17 protein-coding genes are annotated in these 16264 nt (G+C 51.6%); 4 read left to right on the top strand and 13 right to left on the bottom strand.

Translation table 11 applies throughout. From position 1 onward, the window contains the following. Positions 1-300: 300 nt before the first annotated feature. The 4 genes from RT644_RS10120 to RT644_RS10105 form a co-directional block, all read right to left on the bottom strand. A complete protein-coding gene (locus RT644_RS10120; protein ID WP_020457337.1) occupies positions 301-834 on the bottom strand; it encodes a glyoxalase superfamily protein in 534 nt (177 codons plus the stop codon). Positions 835-1380: 546 nt separating this feature from the next. After that, on the bottom strand, positions 1381-1944 hold the full coding sequence (locus RT644_RS10115; RefSeq protein ID WP_313626529.1) for a GNAT family N-acetyltransferase: 564 nt from the start codon (positions 1942-1944) through the stop codon (positions 1381-1383). 33 nt (positions 1945-1977) lie between these two features. Next, positions 1978-2361 carry a Rid family hydrolase gene (locus RT644_RS10110; protein ID WP_313626528.1) on the bottom strand — a complete coding sequence of 128 codons (384 nt, stop codon included), beginning with the start codon at positions 2359-2361 and terminating at the stop codon, positions 1978-1980. A 115-nt stretch (positions 2362-2476) separates the two neighbouring features. Continuing rightward, positions 2477-2908: an SRPBCC family protein gene (locus RT644_RS10105; RefSeq protein ID WP_313626527.1), complete on the bottom strand. Its 432-nt coding sequence runs from the start codon at positions 2906-2908 to the stop codon at positions 2477-2479. A gap of 1071 nt (positions 2909-3979) precedes the next feature. On the opposite strand from RT644_RS10105, the gene RT644_RS10100 reads away from it, so the two are divergent. After that, positions 3980-4936: a D-2-hydroxyacid dehydrogenase family protein gene (locus RT644_RS10100; protein ID WP_313626525.1), complete on the top strand. Its 957-nt coding sequence runs from the start codon at positions 3980-3982 to the stop codon at positions 4934-4936. A gap of 807 nt (positions 4937-5743) precedes the next feature. Here RT644_RS10100 and RT644_RS10095 read toward each other — a convergent pair. Continuing rightward, positions 5744-6475: an SDR family NAD(P)-dependent oxidoreductase gene (locus RT644_RS10095; RefSeq protein WP_020457343.1), complete on the bottom strand. Its 732-nt coding sequence runs from the start codon at positions 6473-6475 to the stop codon at positions 5744-5746. Between the two features lie 101 nt (positions 6476-6576). On the opposite strand from RT644_RS10095, the gene RT644_RS10090 reads away from it, so the two are divergent. Then, complete coding sequence (locus tag RT644_RS10090; RefSeq protein ID WP_020457344.1) at positions 6577-6978, top strand: winged helix-turn-helix transcriptional regulator; 402 nt, start codon at positions 6577-6579, stop codon at positions 6976-6978. A gap of 103 nt (positions 6979-7081) precedes the next feature. On the opposite strand, the gene RT644_RS10085 is transcribed toward RT644_RS10090, so the two are convergent. Both RT644_RS10085 and RT644_RS10080 read right to left on the bottom strand, forming a co-directional pair. Continuing rightward, positions 7082-7795, bottom strand: a complete 714-nt coding sequence (locus RT644_RS10085) for an SDR family oxidoreductase (RefSeq protein ID WP_313626524.1) — start codon at positions 7793-7795, stop codon at positions 7082-7084. A gap of 13 nt (positions 7796-7808) precedes the next feature. Then, the gene (locus tag RT644_RS10080; RefSeq protein WP_313626523.1) at positions 7809-8555 is read right to left on the bottom strand and encodes an SDR family oxidoreductase; all 747 of its coding nucleotides are present in this window, start codon (positions 8553-8555) and stop codon (positions 7809-7811) included. Between the two features lie 416 nt (positions 8556-8971). Between RT644_RS10080 and RT644_RS10075 the strand changes: the two genes are divergently transcribed. Next, a complete protein-coding gene (locus RT644_RS10075; protein WP_233500354.1) occupies positions 8972-9853 on the top strand; it encodes an AraC family transcriptional regulator in 882 nt (293 codons plus the stop codon). A gap of 108 nt (positions 9854-9961) precedes the next feature. On the opposite strand, the gene RT644_RS10070 is transcribed toward RT644_RS10075, so the two are convergent. The 6 genes from RT644_RS10070 to RT644_RS10045 form a co-directional block, all read right to left on the bottom strand. Continuing rightward, entirely contained in the window at positions 9962-11233 is a 1272-nt protein-coding gene (locus RT644_RS10070) for an alanine racemase (protein ID WP_313626748.1), read from the bottom strand. An 11-nt stretch (positions 11234-11244) separates the two neighbouring features. Further along, positions 11245-11982, bottom strand: coding sequence for an amino acid ABC transporter ATP-binding protein (locus tag RT644_RS10065; protein WP_020457349.1), 738 nt, complete (start codon positions 11980-11982; stop codon positions 11245-11247). Continuing rightward, positions 11979-12623, bottom strand: coding sequence for an amino acid ABC transporter permease (locus RT644_RS10060; protein ID WP_045506919.1), 645 nt, complete (start codon positions 12621-12623; stop codon positions 11979-11981). The genes RT644_RS10065 and RT644_RS10060 overlap by 4 nt, the downstream gene beginning before the upstream one ends. Continuing rightward, positions 12620-13357 carry an amino acid ABC transporter permease gene (locus RT644_RS10055; protein WP_045506921.1) on the bottom strand — a complete coding sequence of 246 codons (738 nt, stop codon included), beginning with the start codon at positions 13355-13357 and terminating at the stop codon, positions 12620-12622. The genes RT644_RS10060 and RT644_RS10055 overlap by 4 nt, the downstream gene beginning before the upstream one ends. Positions 13358-13410: 53 nt before the next feature. Then, positions 13411-14250 (bottom strand): transporter substrate-binding domain-containing protein, encoded by an 840-nt coding sequence (locus RT644_RS10050; RefSeq protein ID WP_313626521.1) that lies wholly within the window; start codon positions 14248-14250, stop codon positions 13411-13413. Positions 14251-14451: 201 nt separating this feature from the next. Next, entirely contained in the window at positions 14452-14844 is a 393-nt protein-coding gene (locus RT644_RS10045; RefSeq protein ID WP_313626520.1) for a RidA family protein, read from the bottom strand. A gap of 404 nt (positions 14845-15248) precedes the next feature. Here RT644_RS10045 and RT644_RS10040 point away from each other — a divergent pair, with 404 nt between their 5' ends. After that, positions 15249-16001 carry an IclR family transcriptional regulator gene (locus tag RT644_RS10040; RefSeq protein WP_097407862.1) on the top strand — a complete coding sequence of 251 codons (753 nt, stop codon included), beginning with the start codon at positions 15249-15251 and terminating at the stop codon, positions 15999-16001. Positions 16002-16264: the final 263 nt, after the last annotated feature.

Genomic DNA, 16264 nt, shown 5'->3' with positions numbered 1-16264 from the left:
CTTTTGCTCACCACTTTCCTGCGGCAGGGCTGGAGTAACAACGGACATCGTTTAGCCACCATGGGATACATCCACTTTATCCGTTTAATTCTCAACGTTTCTATAACCGCTCGCAGAGCGGGCGACACATTGCAATGCGGGTAGTAGAGAAGGCGCCGGGGATATGCCTGAAAACCGCGTGGTTGCTTATCGCACATGGCAGACAAGGTTGCGTTATTGACAGGCTGGTTTGTGCCATTCATGACTGCCTTAATAAGGAGGAAAGCGCCGGTGACGATCCCCCTGTTCAAGAAGGGCAAACTAGCTTTGTTGACAGAAGCGCAGCCGGTTGCCAAACGGGTCGTGGACTTCCATAACGTCTCCCCAGTCTTGCTTCACGATTTCCGGGCGGCCGTATCCATATTGTTTGCTGTGGAGTTCATTTCTGAGCAACGCAATATTATTCAAAGGGATAAATATCGTTGCGCCCGGGCTGGCGTCACCGTGATGTTCAGAAAGATGTAATTGCAACCCTTCTCGGGCAATGCCCATATACAGCGGTAAGCCAGGCTCGAACCGGTGTTCAAACTCAACGCTGAATGACAGAAATTCAAGATAGAACTCCTGCGCTTTGCGGACATCAAAAATTCGCAGGATAGGGATGGGTTTGCTGAATTGGATTTGAGACTGTGGGATCTGCGGGGGCAACGTTGCTGCCGCTGTGTTCCAGTCTCTGAAGCCTAACTGGTGTGCAACCGTTTCGAGCGCGGTGGAATAAGAAAGCTTATGTTCACGCAACTCAAGAGAGGCTTTTAACTTTGCCGCCATTTGTTTGGCTTGCTCGATGGAAAACATATTTTCTCCTGCTGTCAGGAAATGGTGGTGCTCGCATTACCACGTCCCGACCATCAAGAGTTTTAAAATTAATGAGGTTGAGAACTTAGATGCTTTCACCTTTTCCTTTCAGGAAGCGAGCGGCGGGCAGCACGGACCCTGAATGAGAATACCCAGGCTCGCGAAACGCCACAAGTTTTCAGGTTCGCATGAAGAGGGGGACTACCAATTCAGGTAGTCACGATTAAGGGATACGTGATGCAACAGGCTCCGCGTCCGCTTTTCGTGCTGAGCGGGCATATCTGCTCAGGGCCGACGCATTCGTGCGAGAAGCGTACAAACCTTGCAAGTATATCGAGAGATTGACTGGCAGGGGGCCGCGCAAAGTAAACACGTTTCTCATTTGAACAGGCTTTACAGGCGACTGTGTGATGGGGGAAGGGCATGACGAATAGCGATATTCCAATAGTTAAATGGGGGGCAATGTCAATAATTATTATATGAACGTCTTTTATTTCCCTGTCGGTTAATCATTTTTCATAGTTCCTGTGATGTATAATTATAACCTCACGCTTTTGTCGTCCATTCATTATTAAAAATTCTATAATGAAATTCATCGCTGGTCGAACCTTTGAAAAAGTCCGCATCTTTCAGCTCATTAATTTTCTTTAGTTTCAAAGATTCCACTAAACCAATTGAGGCCAGGTTACGAGAGTCAATCAATGCGTCGATATGAGATAAATGATAATGTTTAAATAAAAAATCTATTACCATACGCACACACTGTTTTGCCACCCCGCGTTTTTGATACCTGCCAAACACATGATAAGCAATATATGCCCAGTTTTTTTCAATCATAATGGTCGACTGGACATACCCAAGGTATGCACCAGACTGACGATGTATAATCACCCAGTTTAGCCATATTTGGCTCTTATCCGGCGAGTAACGCTGAGATATTCTCTCATAACGCGCTGTCAACTCATCCAGGTTTGCCGGTGGGTTGGTCGGTATAAACTTATAATCGTCAACAGAACATAATCCTGCATACATTTCCTTAGCATGAGCTTTATCTAAGGGTTCCAGGATATATAAATCCGACATCAAAGGCTCAATTAATTTAGCACTCACGGTGCAATCCTCATAAAATTTGACATGCGGAAATTACCTTTTAGCCACAATCCGCATTTCCACAAGCGCATTTTCTGGAATGAATTCTGATACGCCAATGGCGGACCATGCCGGGTATGGCGCCTTTATATACTCATCTTTTACTTTCGAAAAAACGTCTATATGTTTTTTAAGATCAATATGAAAAGTGGTCATCTCAAGTATATGTTCATAGCCCAAACCGGCGGCGTTTAAATAAACACCCAGCTTATAAAACGCATCGTGGAATTGTTCTTCAGGATGCTTACTTATCGGTTTTTCCTTGCGTGCCGCGGTAACACCTGAAAGGTACACTGTGCCATCAGCGTCGATGACGGGGGAGAAGTGCCAGTCATCGAAATAATGCTGAAATTGTTCAGGAACTATCGATTTTTTCATAATTTTTCTCAAATTGATGACTTAATAAATGCCAGCGTGTACCAAACCGTTATGCTCTGTGGCAATTACGCAGGATCATCATCCACCCGCCGACAAAACTGGAATTCAGATGCCATTACATTGAGCCTGTTTCGGACAGGTATGTAGCCAATCCCGCCATGACTTCCGGGAAGTCCGAGCTGATCCCTTCTCCGAAAGCCTTAGCCTGGGGACCCTGAGTACTGATCGCATACGTCACGATACTCTCATCGGGGCCGGATGCCTCAATACGATGTTCAACGTTGACCCGTGTTTCATCCACCCAGGTCTCGTCAATGAAATATTTTTCTTCAGAAACATCAGTAAGCTGACTACGGACAACCTCTCCTTCAGGTAGCTCCATCGTGAACCATGTTCCCGTATGAAATGGCCCCTCGATAGTGATTGACTTTACGCCAGGGTTCCATCGTTTCCAGTTATCGGTGTCGACAAAGGCCTGCCATATTGCTTTCGGCTGGCTTTTTACAGTGAGTGTATAGCGCTTGCTCCAGGCGTTGTTTTCATTCATAAAATTGCTCGTCAGATACAGTAAGTGGGCATAGTGAATGTGTACTTATAATGGTGTAACGGCAAAAATGCCAAACCTCATTTTTCGTTCCGGGAGAGCCAGTCTCGTTCAGGCAGGCATCTCAACACATAATCACTCGCCAGCAGACCAGTGAAAGGGCTGCTGAGATGTGACGCGGGTGACGCTTTAAACGGTAATTTGAATGGCTAAAAGAATATAAAAAGGTCCGCTTCTCGCAGAGTAGCCTTTCAGTTCACTTCCCCCCCTTCGTCGGGAGTTAAACCTCACGGAATTTCTGACAATGCATTGAATTGGTTGGGGTGTCGTTTCACATCCGTCCTGTGAGTTTTGCAGACCTTAAAACCCGGTGTAAGGCTATGAATCCACATACAGGGTAACAGCATGACCTGTATGATCTTTTGTTACTCAATTGCTTGTTTTAAGGCTTCTGATCATCAATGAAATACCGTCGTTCAAGCCTTGATTAAAAAAATTGCGTTGCCATGGTTTCAGATGTCCTGGTCCGAAAAGTGACGACGCCGGTGGAGTGCCTCGTGCACTATCGGCGGTTTACAGGTTCAATATCCTCTTACAAACGCAGCGACACCTGCTGCGTTACGGTTGTGGTGTGATTGCAGTGCACTTGGAGAGTTTATTCCTCTCTGACGCTTTCGCTGTTTTGACTTTAAAATTCAACCATCCAAACAGAAAGATGTAGTGTTCGAAATATTGATATCTTTTAAATGAAATAAAATGATCGCCCATTGATGGTTTTGAGGTTCAGGTCTAAGTGGAACCGCATCTAATCTGGCTTTACAGTGGAATAATCACTCTAAGTATAAAGTTTTATATTGGATATGTATTGTTTCGTGATTTTAAATACTGGTGTAAAACAAATAAAAAAATAACCTTCCTTTAAGGTGGTCTTTACAAGAGGCATCTTCCTGATAAACTTAAATCGTTCAATAAATGGATCATTATTAGTGGCAGGGAAAGCTAAATAATAAGATATAGCTTCATCCTTGTTTGAAATAATATGAAAGTGAAACTAATCCAGAATCAGGGTGAAGAATGCCTATTCAAGTTCTTATTCCAGATGATTACCAGTTAGCTACGACTTCGCTTAACTTTCTGCAAAGCAATGATAAATACTCCTGTGTTTCCGTTGGGGATTTGAGTAAAACTCCCCATATTGAAAACCAGCTTGCTACTGCACAGGCATTAATATTAATCAGAGAGCGAACGGTTATTGACGACGCTTTTTTAAGACGTACGCCTAATCTGAAACTGATCAGTCAAACTGGCAAGTTAGCCAGAAATGTCGATATTGATGCATGTACCCGGGCCGGTGTTGCCATAGTTGAAGGTATTGGTTCGCCTGTTGCACCTGCTGAATTAACATGGCTGTTAATTATGGCTTCCAGAAGAAAATTAATTTCGTCAGTGGAGGCCATGAAAAAAGGGTTGTGGCAGACAGAAATGGGTTCTGCGGTAAATAATCAGCTTATTGGAATACTGGGATACGGGAAAATAGGCAAGAAGATTGCAAATTATGCTCAGGCATTCGGGATGCGGATTCAAATATGGGGGAGTGAGCGCGCGCAAGAAGAAGCTCGTGCCGTTGGATTGCATGTGCCGGAAAACCGAGAGCAGTTTTTTTCCACTTCTGACATCATCACAGTACATCAACGCCTGGTGGCGCAAACTGAAGGAAATATTACCCTCAGTGATCTTTCTAAAATGAAAGGGGATGCTTTATTTGTGAACACAAGTCGTGCTGAGCTTGTTTCAGACGGTGCGCTTTATGAGGCTTTGCGGCAAGGTCGTCCCGGATATGCGGCTCTGGATGTCTATGAGCAAGAACCTGTCTATGATACCGATAACCCTTTCTTACACATGCCGAACGTTCTGTGTACACCCCATCTGGGTTATGTAGAAAAAGCTGGGTATGAATTATATTTCAAAGCAGCCTTTGAGAATGTGGTTCGTTTCTTTGAAGGTGATACTACACACGTTATAAATCTCTGACTTAAAAAATAAAGGAAATAATAAGCGCATATCAGCCCCCAACTATAGGGCAGGATCGTCTGGCGGGTGGGGGCAGTCCAGCACGGTGCGGAACTGTGTTGCTGGTCGAGCATGACTGGCCATTCGGTCTGAGAAAACAGTAGCTTACGCATGTTCGGTTGTGATGATTTCGAAATAATTCGTCAGGCGGCGATTAAGGGCTGGGGATTGCGTTTCTGTTGGCGGATCGCTAGGGATGACATTAACAGTGGCGCGTTGGCACTCCTCTTGCCGGAGATATTCACACAAGTATATGTATTTGCAGAAATATATGTGCTACGCGCGTTACGTCATCCGCTTACAGCGGCACGGTATTTCTCGACGCATTGCGTGAATTCATCGGACATCCTGCAAAATGGTCAACATTCCGTTGTCAGCTCTGATGACTTAAGCAACCTTGCCACTTTTATATTGTGCGAGCTTCCGCTCCTCGCTCAGGGCTGCCTGTCAGGTCCGTTGCATTACCGGCGCTGCATCAACCCTTCGCCCTGAGTTCTGCACAAGGAAAAGACTGACCCTCACTGCGCAAAAAGCGACCCGTAGAGTTACAGGGATGCTGGCCGGGACCAGCCTGGTCAGCACATGCCATAAACCTGGCGAGTCGGGTGGTTCTCTATTACGAGCGCTGTCCGTACCGGTCAACGTGCTGTACCCGCATCAACGCGTTCTTTCTCGAGTAGTGCGCGCATTTGCAGACTGGACAACCGACATCATCTGGTATTGCCGTTACTTTGAACGGCCATCCCGGGATGGCCGTCGAATGAAGGTTTAAACCTGCGTCATGCCGCCATCAACGCAAATCTCAGCACCTGCTATATAGCAACTCTCGTCACTGGCGAGGAAAAATGCAGCGTTGGCTACCTCTTCAGGCTGGCCCATTCTGCCAAGTGGTATTGCGCTGGTTAAGCCTTTACGCACCTCATCAGAGGTTGCGGCCATCATGTCTGTGTCTATCGGTCCGGGTGCAACAACGTTAACGCGGATACCGCGCGCGGCAAGTTCGCGTGTCCAGGTGCGGGCAAAAGAGCGCAGTGCGGCTTTGCTGGCCGAGTAAACGCCGTATCCATGTGTGCCGAGAACATCAGCAATTGAACCGATGAGAACGACACTGCTGCCGGGTTTCAACAACGGCAATGCTGCCTGCAGGGCAAAAACGGGGGAGCGAACATTCAGGCCAAACGTCTGGTCAAAATGCTCTTCACTTACCTCTTCAAGCGGGGCGTATTCCGACATTCCGGCATTGATGATCAGGATATCTATCTGACCTGATTTTTCTGCAATGGTCTGCATGATACGGCTCAGTTCGTTCTTCTGACTGACATCGGCCTGCAGCGGCATCGCGGTCCCTGATATTTTGCTTTTGGCTGTCTCAAGCTCTTCTGCCCGGCGTGAAGTGAACCAGGTAACAGCCCCCTCGGTGGCTAAACGCTGGCTGATCGCCAGCCCAATCCCTTTTGCACCACCAAGCACCACAGCGACTTTTTTCTCTATCTTGCCCATCTGATTTCTCCGGTTGAGGTCTCGAAAACAGATGATATAAATTCTATACTTAATATCAATTACGCACTTTCGCTATACCAACTATAAGTGACTATACCGCCATGCCAGAAAACCACGATAATTGCCTGATAGAACAACGAAATACCCGCCTGGTGTTAGAACATATCACCAATAAATGGTCGATATTAATTCTGACGGTGCTGTGTACGGAACCTTGCCGGTTCAATGAACTTCGCCGACGGCTGGACGGAATTACCCACAAAGCGCTGGCCGATGCGCTGAAACGTCTGGAGCGAAACGGTTTAATTGATCGTCACGTTCTCTCCACGCATCCGGTGAGTGTGGAATACACCATTACGCCGCTGGCGCAGTCACTGCAGCAGCCTTTTATTGCGCTGGCGAACTGGGCGCAGGAGTTTGGTCCGGCCATTGCACTGGCGCAGGCTGAATACGATCGAACGCATGCGGAGGAAAATAAATACGACAGGCGGGTTGAGGCCTGAGCAATCCCCCCGGCTCTCTGAATAACGCCAACAGGCTAACCCCGGATGTGTATTCCCGGGGCCGGGGTAAACCTGGAAAAGATACAGGCTGGTTTGTCGGTTATTACCAGGGCCAGCTGTTGTTCTCGTAATCGAGGAACAGATGGCTTCTGGCGTTGCGGTGTTGCTCAATCACACTGATCATGCCATTGACGCTGGTTTTTACATCGATCTCCGCATCCACCGTACCATCCAGCGTGCCCATCGCCGTCGCCACCCAGCCAGGATGAATCGACAGTACCGTCTGTTCTCCCTGGCTGATATCCATATATATACAACGCGCCAGCATATTCAGCGCCGCTTTACTGGCCCGGTAAAGCTCAAGACCGATCCCCGGTTCGGTGTTGCTGGCGATACTCCCCCGATGCGACGACATAAAAACCAGGCTTCCCGCAGGCTTAAGTACCGGCAGGAGGTGCCGGGCCAGGCGGGCAGGGCCAAACGCATTGGTCAGCATAATTTGCTGGAATTCCGTGTCAGATGCCTGCAACACGGACTGATGCAAGGGGCCGTAAATTCCGGCCACCATAAAAATAACGTCAAACTGCCGTTCGCGGAGCCTGTCGAGAAGTGGCCCGATATGGGCGCTGTTGGTGACATCTATCTCGCCGGTCATCAGATTGCCAGGGTAGATCTCTGCCAGCGCGCGCAGGGCGGAGGTATCCGCATCCGGTAAGTGTGTGGCGAAAACGTCCCAGCCCCCTTCCAGATAGGCTGCTGTCAGCCCGTGACCCAGCCCTTTCTCGGCTCCGATAATTAAAATGCTCTGCTTTTTCATCACTGCCTCCTTGTTACTGTGCCGTATAACCGCCGTCTGCCATTAATACCGTTCCCGTCACGAAACTCGCTTTCGGTGAGGCGAGCCAGATAATGGCTTCCGCAATTTCTTCCGGCTGAGCCACTCGTCCAAGGGGATGCGCGTGGCCGTAGCTGGCAAGCATCACCCGACTGTCTTCCACTATGCCGGACAGAATATTTGTTTCGACGACGCCGGGGGCGACGGCATTAACCCGGATGTCATACTCAGCGGCTTCCAGCGCCAGCACTTTCGTCAGTTGCGCGATGGCGCCTTTAGAAGCCGAATAAGCGGACGTGGCTTTCATGCCCACCATGCTCACTACGGAGGCCACATTGACAATCGCTCCCTGCCTGCGGGGCTGCATTACCTTCAGGCTTTCCCGGCTCAGGAGAAAATACCCTCTGGCATTAATGGCCATAATGCTGTCCCACTCTTCAACGGATGTTTCGGTAGCGAGTTTATTCAGGGTCTTACCCGCATTGTTGATGAGAATGTCCACGCCGCCGAATTCCGCCTGCGCGAGAGTGAGGGCGCTGATGACTTCCTGTTCCTGGCTGACATCGCATATCTGCGTCACCACCTGATTGCGCTGTGCCAGGGCATGAACTGCCGGGTCGATATCGAGAGCCAGCACCTTCGCGTCATGACTAACAAGACGTTTTACGGTGGACCTGCCAATATCACCTGCGGCACCCGTGACAATTGCCACTTTGTTCGTTAATCCCAAAAAATCTGCCATTTTTATTCCTCAAATTTTGCATTGCCTCGCCTGAACGTCATCGTCTTCAGCCGCCGGTATTGATCTGATTGCGCTGCCGATCTGACGGTGTGAAAAGCGGGGGATCTGTTCAAACTACGCCAGGCGCGACAGGCGGCAGCGGGGCGTCTCAGTGCGACGTTTTCCCGCCAGTGTCTGTCATAAGGCAGCATGTTGATTCACAAAGGAAATACATAACGTCTGCGCTTTTCTTTTGCTGCGAAAAGAATAGGGAAAGCAGAGCGATGCAACAATGAAGGTTCCTGTACAAAGATTATCTTTTTCTGTCAGAATTGGGTTCGATAACCTTATACAGACGCAAAAATTTATCTTTTTATATATTCGGGGGGGCAGTGTCCGGACTTACCTCAAGCCTTACGCGAAAAATGATCCCTGCTTTGCTGGCGCTTGCGCCTGATGAGGGCTACTCGCGCACCCGTATGACGGCGATAAAACTGTTGCGGGTCAATGAGTCGATGCCCCACACGCCCGTCCTTTACGAACCGTGCATTGTCATTGTGCTGCAGGGAAAGAAAACCGCTTTGATGGGCGGTCGGGAATTTACTTACGATCCCGGACATTATCTGGTGGTCTCAGCGCCTCTTCCTTTCAACAGCCAGACGACTGCCAGCCAGCAAGAACCGCTGCTGGCTATGTCCGTATCGCTTGATGTCGCCACGATTGCCGAATTACTGATTGAAATGGGCGAAAGCGAGGTAAGCGAAAATGAGCAGGCGGGAATCATGTTTTCCAGCCCGCTGGGAGAAGAACTGGCCGACACGGTATATCGCCTTCTGCTGGCGCTTTCTGATGAGGAGCAGGCCAGAATTCTGGGGCCGGGTATTCTGAAAGAACTTTATTACCGCGTCCTGATCGATACGCAGGGAGCCTCCATCAGAGCGGCACTTTCCGGAAAAGGGCATTTCAGGCAAATTGCTGGCGCCATCCGCACGATGCATACCCGGTTTATGGAGCCTGTTGACGTGGAGACGCTGGCTAGAGAAGCCGGCATGAGCTCTCCCTCTTTTCATCGCCATTTCAGGGCATTCACCGGCACAACACCCAAACAGTATCTGATTTCCATCAGGCTGCACCAGGCGCGTTTTTTAATGGTGAAGCGCAATGTCACGGCCAGCGAAGCCTCTTTCAGGGTTGGCTACCTCAGTCCGACACAATTTAGCAGAGAATTTAGCCGGTTCTTTGGGTGCCCACCGCAAAAGGAAGCGCAGCGTTTACGCCATTTATTAAAAGTGAAAGCCGAATCGTACTGGCCGGAATAATCGCTTCCCGGCCTGCATGTCGTGGTAGTTAAAGAACGGATAAGCGCGGTGCAGTCGCACAGGTAAAAACAGCGCGACCTATCGCGCCGTTACCGCCCGATGCTTGGCTCAGAATGCGGTTTCCAGTGAATCCGTGACGCAGTAATCATCGTCAACCAGCGGCAAGTACCGCCATTTATCGAAGGCGGTACAGGGATGCGAAATACCACAACCCACCCAGTCGCCGGGCTTTAACGCATCCTCTTGTGGCAGCAACAAATAGGCATGTTGATCGTTCACCTCGCTAATACGCATGCCAGACGCGGCACGCGGGGCGCTGCCATCGATATTGCGCACCCACAGCGGATTGGGCAGATCCTGATCGAACGGCACATCGCGGCGCCCGAAATCAACAAACGCGAGGCCTGGCTCGGGGCGCGACAACACCCGTCCCCAGATCTCCAGCGCAGCGGTGAAATGATGCGTAGCTCCGGGCTGCGCAAAAGGTGCAATGCGCGCGTACAGCCCGCTGTCGTGCGCCATGTAAGCACCGGATCGAATCAGCGGCGTCATGGGCAGTGGCAGATTCACGGCCGTAAAACACGCCGACACCACGTCGAACCATGCGCCGCCACCGGCACTGAGGATAATCTGCTCGCTGGCAAACAACTGTTTTTCAGCCAGTAGCGCCGCCGTGGCGATCAGCATCTGGCAGTAATCTTTGACGCGCTGCACGCCTGCGGCATCACGTCCTGCACCGAGTGCGCCTTCATAACCCGCAACACCCACCAGTTGCAGGGCAGGGCTGGCGGCAATCGCGGCGGCAATCTCCAGTGCTTCAGCGGGTGAACGGCAGCCGGTGCGCCCTCCGCTGACTGACATTTCCAGCAGTACCGCAATGCGGCTGTCGCCGAGATGCTGCTCCAGCAGACGAACACCCTGTAGCGAATCGACGTAGCACAGGAAATTATGGTCGGGATGCTGCTTTTGCCATTCGCCTATCCAGCGAATGCCGGCAGGATCGACCAGTTCATTGGCGAGGAAGACGTTACGAATGCCGAACTGGCGCAAGGCGCGAACCTGCGCTGGGGTGGCGGCGCTCAATCCCCAGGCACCGCCTTCAGTGACGGCGCGGCGCAGGATCGCCGCAGACATTGAGGTCTTGCCGTGTGCCGCCAGCATTACGCCTTGCTCACGACAAAACGCTGCCAGCTGACGCAGGTTATTCTCCAGCGCGGATTGCTTCATCAACATCAGTGGGGAAAACACATCCGGGCTGTTAAAGACCTGGACACCGTTAGCCAGCGGCTGATTACCGGATCCGGCGACCGATTTAAAACGCGGCGCAGGTTGCAGCGCATCCAGCGCGCCGTCCGCCTGCAGGGGAAAGTGAATCGACATCATGCCTCCTGTTAGTGCTCAAGCACACGCGATAAGAACTGCTGGGTGCGCGGATTCTGCGGATTGACGAAGATCTGCTCCGGCGAACCCTGCTCGGCGATCACGCCCTGATCCATAAACACCACGCGGTCAGCGGTTTTACGCGCAAAACCCATTTCGTGGGTGACCACCACCATGGTCATACCTTCACGCGCCAGGCTGCGCATCACCTCCATCACTTCGCCAACCAGTTCGGGATCGAGCGCGGACGTCGCTTCATCGAAAAACATAATTTTCGGCTCCACCGCCAGCGCGCGGGCAATCGCCACGCGCTGCTGCTGACCGCCGGAGAGCTGGGCCGGATAATGGTGCGCGCGCTCGGCCAGCCCGACACGGCTCAGAGCCGCCATACCGCGTTTATTGGCTTCGGCCTCGGACAGTTTCTGCGCTTTAATCAACGCCAGCGTCACGTTACCGAGCGCGGTTTTATGGGGGAACAGATTGAACTGCTGAAACACCATGCCGACGTGGCCACAGATTTCGCTGCTGCGTTTGCGGTCGTGCAGCGGTACTTCATTCACCCAGATTTCCCCGCCATCGGCGGTTTCCAGCCCACTCATAATGCGTAATACAGTGCTTTTGCCGGAACCGGATGCGCCAATCAGCACCAGCACTTCGCCGGGCGAGACATCAAGGCTTATCTCTTTCAGTACCTGGGTTGAGCCAAAGGATTTGGTGATCCGGCTCAGCGTAATGGCGGATTTGCTCATGATAACTGGCTCCTGGTTTGATGATGTTGAACCCAACGGGAAAGCGGAAAGCAGACAACGAAGTAGAGCAGGGCCACCAGGCCATAAATCACCACCGGCTGACCGATGCGATCGACAATGGCCTGGCCCTGGTGCATCAATTCCGACATGCCGATCATGCTGACAATCGAGGTATCTTTAATCAGCGAAAGATACTGGCCCACCAGCGGCGGCAGCACGATGCCGCGCGTCTGCGGCAGGATCACGCTTAGAAACGTCTGGCGTTTTGTCAGACCAAGGATCCACGACACCTCCCACTGGCCTTTGGGGACAGCTTCAATCCCGGCGCGGAATACTTCGGCAATGTAAGCGCCCTGATAAATGCTCAGGCCAAGGATCCCGGCGGCGAACAGATTGATTTCATAGCCGAAGTACGCCACGCCGAAATAGATAAACATCAGCGTGATCAGTACCGGCGTCCCGCGAAACAGTTCGGTATAGAGCACGGCGATCTGCCTGGCGACCGGCAAACGGCTGGTGCGTAACACTGCCGCCAGTAACCCGAGCAGCGTACTGCCAACGATAGCGGCGACAGAGAGCAGTAACGTGATGACCAGGCCTTTCAGCAGGATTGGCAGCGAGTTGATGATAAGTTCGCTCATAGGGCATTCTCCCGTTTCGCTGGGTTAATCAGCCATTTTTTTGCCCACCGCCAACCGGGCTTTTTTACCGGCGTCACCAGCGGCGGATGGAACATCCGGCGTCCTGCCATGTTGCCAAGCCATGAGAACAGATTGCTCAGCACCAGATAGACCAGCGCGACAATACTGAAGGTCTGGATGTAGAGCAGGGTGCGCGCATTGATCACCGTTGCAGTGCCGGTCAGTTCAGGCAGCGCGATGGCGGAGAGCAGCGACGTGCCGAGCAGTAACTGAATCAGGTTATTGATAATGGCAGGCCACACCGCGCGCGCCGCCTGCGGCAGCACCACGCTGAGGAAGATCTGTCGGCGCGGGATCCCGAGGATATACGCCGCTTCGAGCTGCCCCTTCGCGACTGACTGAATGCCGGCGCGGAAGGTTTCCGACAGATAAGCGCCCACGTTAATCCCCAGCGCCAGCACGCCTGCGGTAAAGGCGCTCATGGTGATACCCAACGACGGCAGACCAAAAAAGATAATGAAAATTTGCAACAGCACCGGGGTATTGCGGATGAACTCGACGTAACAGTGGCTGAGCCAGCGTACCGGCGCCAGCGGCGAGGATTTTGCCAGCGCAGCCAGCAGCCCGAGTGCCACCGCCAGGATAAACGCCAGCAGCGTGACCTGTAGCGTCAGCCAGGCAGCGTCCAGAAAGGTGTCGGCGTAGCGCCACAGGGTTAGCCATTGATAACTCATGGTGTGACTCCTTCAGGCGGTGCAGCATCGGTTGCTGCACCGCGGGCGAACAATCAGTATTGCGGATTCAGCGGGTAGCGCGGTTTACTGCCAAACCATTTCTCATACAGCTGCGCGTTCTCGCCGGAGGCGTTGATTTCAAAAAGGAATTCGTTCAGATAGTTGGTCCACACCTGATCGCCCTGTTTCACGCCAAAGGCGTTGTACTCCAGCGGCACCAGCGCTTCGTTTGTCACGGTCAGCGATGGATCGAGCTTCGCCTGATAGGCGAGGAAGTTGTTATCTTCGATCATCGCATCAGCCTGTCCCTGCTTCACCGCCAGAATCGCCGCCTGGGATGAGTCATACTCCTGAATTTTCACGTCGATGCCGAGATTGCGCACTTCGTCGCCGTTGGTGGAACCTTTCACCGTGGCGATGGTTTTTCCGGCCATGTCATGCGCGGACTGAATGCCGCTGTTTTTACGCACCAGCATGGCTTCGCTCGCCACGACATACGGGTTGGTGAAACCGATCTCTTTGGCGCGCTCCAGATTGCGGGTGAAGTTACAGAACACCACGTCGACTTTATTGGTTTGCAGGTTAGGAATGCGGTTGGCGCTGGTGGTGTTGACCATCTCCAGTTTGACGCCCATCTCTTTCGCCAGCGCTTTGGCCAGATCGACGTCATAACCATCCGGGTTGCCGTCTTTATCGTAAAAACCAAACGGGGCAAAGCTCAGGCAGTCGCCCACGCGCAGTGTGCCGCGCTGCAGGACGGTTTGCAGTGCAGACTGCGGCGCTGCACCGGCTTCTTTTTTCTCTTCGGTCGGCGTACAGCCTGCGGCAGCCAGCAATACCAGCGCGCCGGCCAGTGCTACGGCACTTAATTTCAGCGATGTTGTTGCATTCATTTTTTATGCTCTCTTTTTAATGTTTGACGAGACGGCGTAATACCGTGTCACCCGTGATAAGTCAGGCGATCGCCCGCGCAGCGGCAGCGCTGATTATTTCGGGATATTCTGGTGAAAAAGCAAAAGCATCAATTAATAACAGGCGGTCCTGGTGTTGACGAAGAAAAAAATAAAAAGCGCAGCCTGTTTTAACGGTTTTAATTATTTGCGGTCAGCGCGGAAACATTTCATATCCACTTCCACTTTGCAGTCGACCACTAAATCCTGCACGCTACAAATACGTGCTGGCGGATTATCACTAAATATCTCTCTGAATACTTTATTAAATGAACTGAAATAGCGCGCGTCGGTTAATACCGCCGTAACGTGCACAACATCTTCTATGCGATAGCCTGCTTCCCGCATGATGGTGAGACAGTTATCGAACGCCAGTTGCGTCTGTTCGATGATACCGCCTTCCACCACTTCGCCCTCGCGCATCGGTGTCTGGCCTGAGATATACAGCCAGCCATCGGCCTCAACTGCCCGTGCGAACGGCAGTTTCTGCCCACCCGTACCGGTGCCGCCTTCAATGCCATAACGCTTAATCGTCATGCAACGCTGCTCCTTTTGGTTCTGAGAATACCCGTTAGTGCCGGGTGTTTGTTGTCTGGTATATCAGACTTATATCTGCAATATCGGATAGAGCAAGATTTGCACAGGTTTTTTGCTTTTGCAATATATCGCGGAGAATTTAATTTCTCGTGATGTTGTCGCGATCGCAAAATAAAAAAGTAATGAAGGAAATTCCTGGCCAGAAATGTTACCGCTGTCGTTATTTAAAAAAATAACCTGCAGGTCATGCGCTAAAATGAGGCCCCAAAATAGAACAAAGAAATATAAATGCTGGCGATGAAATTTTAATTAACGGGGATGGGTTAACGACGACGCTGGGTGTATGATGCTTTTCTTTTTTACTGTCTGGCGCGACCGCCCGACTGCATCAGGAGAATTTGCTTATGCCGGACGAGAAGCCATCGCGGGCGCGCGGTGTTGACCGGGTTATCGACATTTTTCGCCAGTTGCATATCGCTCGTCAGCCCATGGCGATGCGCGATTTGATCGACGCCACCGGCGCGCCGCGTTCCAGCGTATATGAACTTGTTAACCTGCTGAGTGAGGCCGGGTTGCTTGAACTGGATGCCGACGGCGCGGTGTTCTTCGGCCGTGAAATGCACTATTACGGTGCGGACTACATGGCCCATAACGATCTGATCCGCCGCTCACATCAGTTAATGGTTGAGATCGTTGCCCGTCATGGCGAAACGGTGCAGCTCTGTATGCTGGAAGGGAATAAGTACACCGTCGTGCTGTCGGAAAGTAATGCCCACCCGTTCAAAATCACCTCAGATGTCGGGGTGCGGGTACCGATTCCGTGGACTGCCACCGGTCGCCTGCTGCTCAGTAACTGGTCGGATAGTGCCATTCTCGATCTCATTCCCGAAGAGGACTACCGTCTGGCGAGCGGGCAAGTCCTCGACAAACAGGCCTTCCTCGAAGATATCCATCGTGCCGGACAGCAGGGATATTGCCTGACGGAAGGCTTATCAGAAAGTTTTACCTGCTGTATGGCCGCACCGATTCGTTCCCGAAGCGGGCAAGCGGTCGCCGCAATCTGCTTTATGGTGAGTCGCGATACGCCGGAGGAGCGCCGTCAGATGTTGCTCAACGAGCTGATCGTTTCCGGGCAGAAATTATCGGATTTCACCTGAGTCCATAATCCATGTAATTGAAAATAATGGATTTCCGTCTCGTCGGGTTACACCAGAGGGCGCAGGGTTGTATCGCTTGCGTCGTTGCGCTGCGAAAGCCCGCTGGTATAACCCCTTCAAAAGGACTCATTCCCACAGCCACAGATATTTTCACTCCTGCGGCGGGGCATCCGGATACCCGACATTCTTATCCTGTTTCCTCCGGGTAGTGCGCTGAAAAAACCGCTTTCCCGATCTTTGTACGCCCCTTGCTTCTGCGTGTC

It is taken from the genome of Kosakonia sp. (assembly GCF_032104925.1).
Taxonomy (GTDB): Bacteria; Pseudomonadota; Gammaproteobacteria; order Enterobacterales; family Enterobacteriaceae; genus Kosakonia.
The sequence above is the reverse complement of the archived record's forward strand: the minus strand, read 5'-3'. Positions and strand labels throughout refer to the sequence as shown.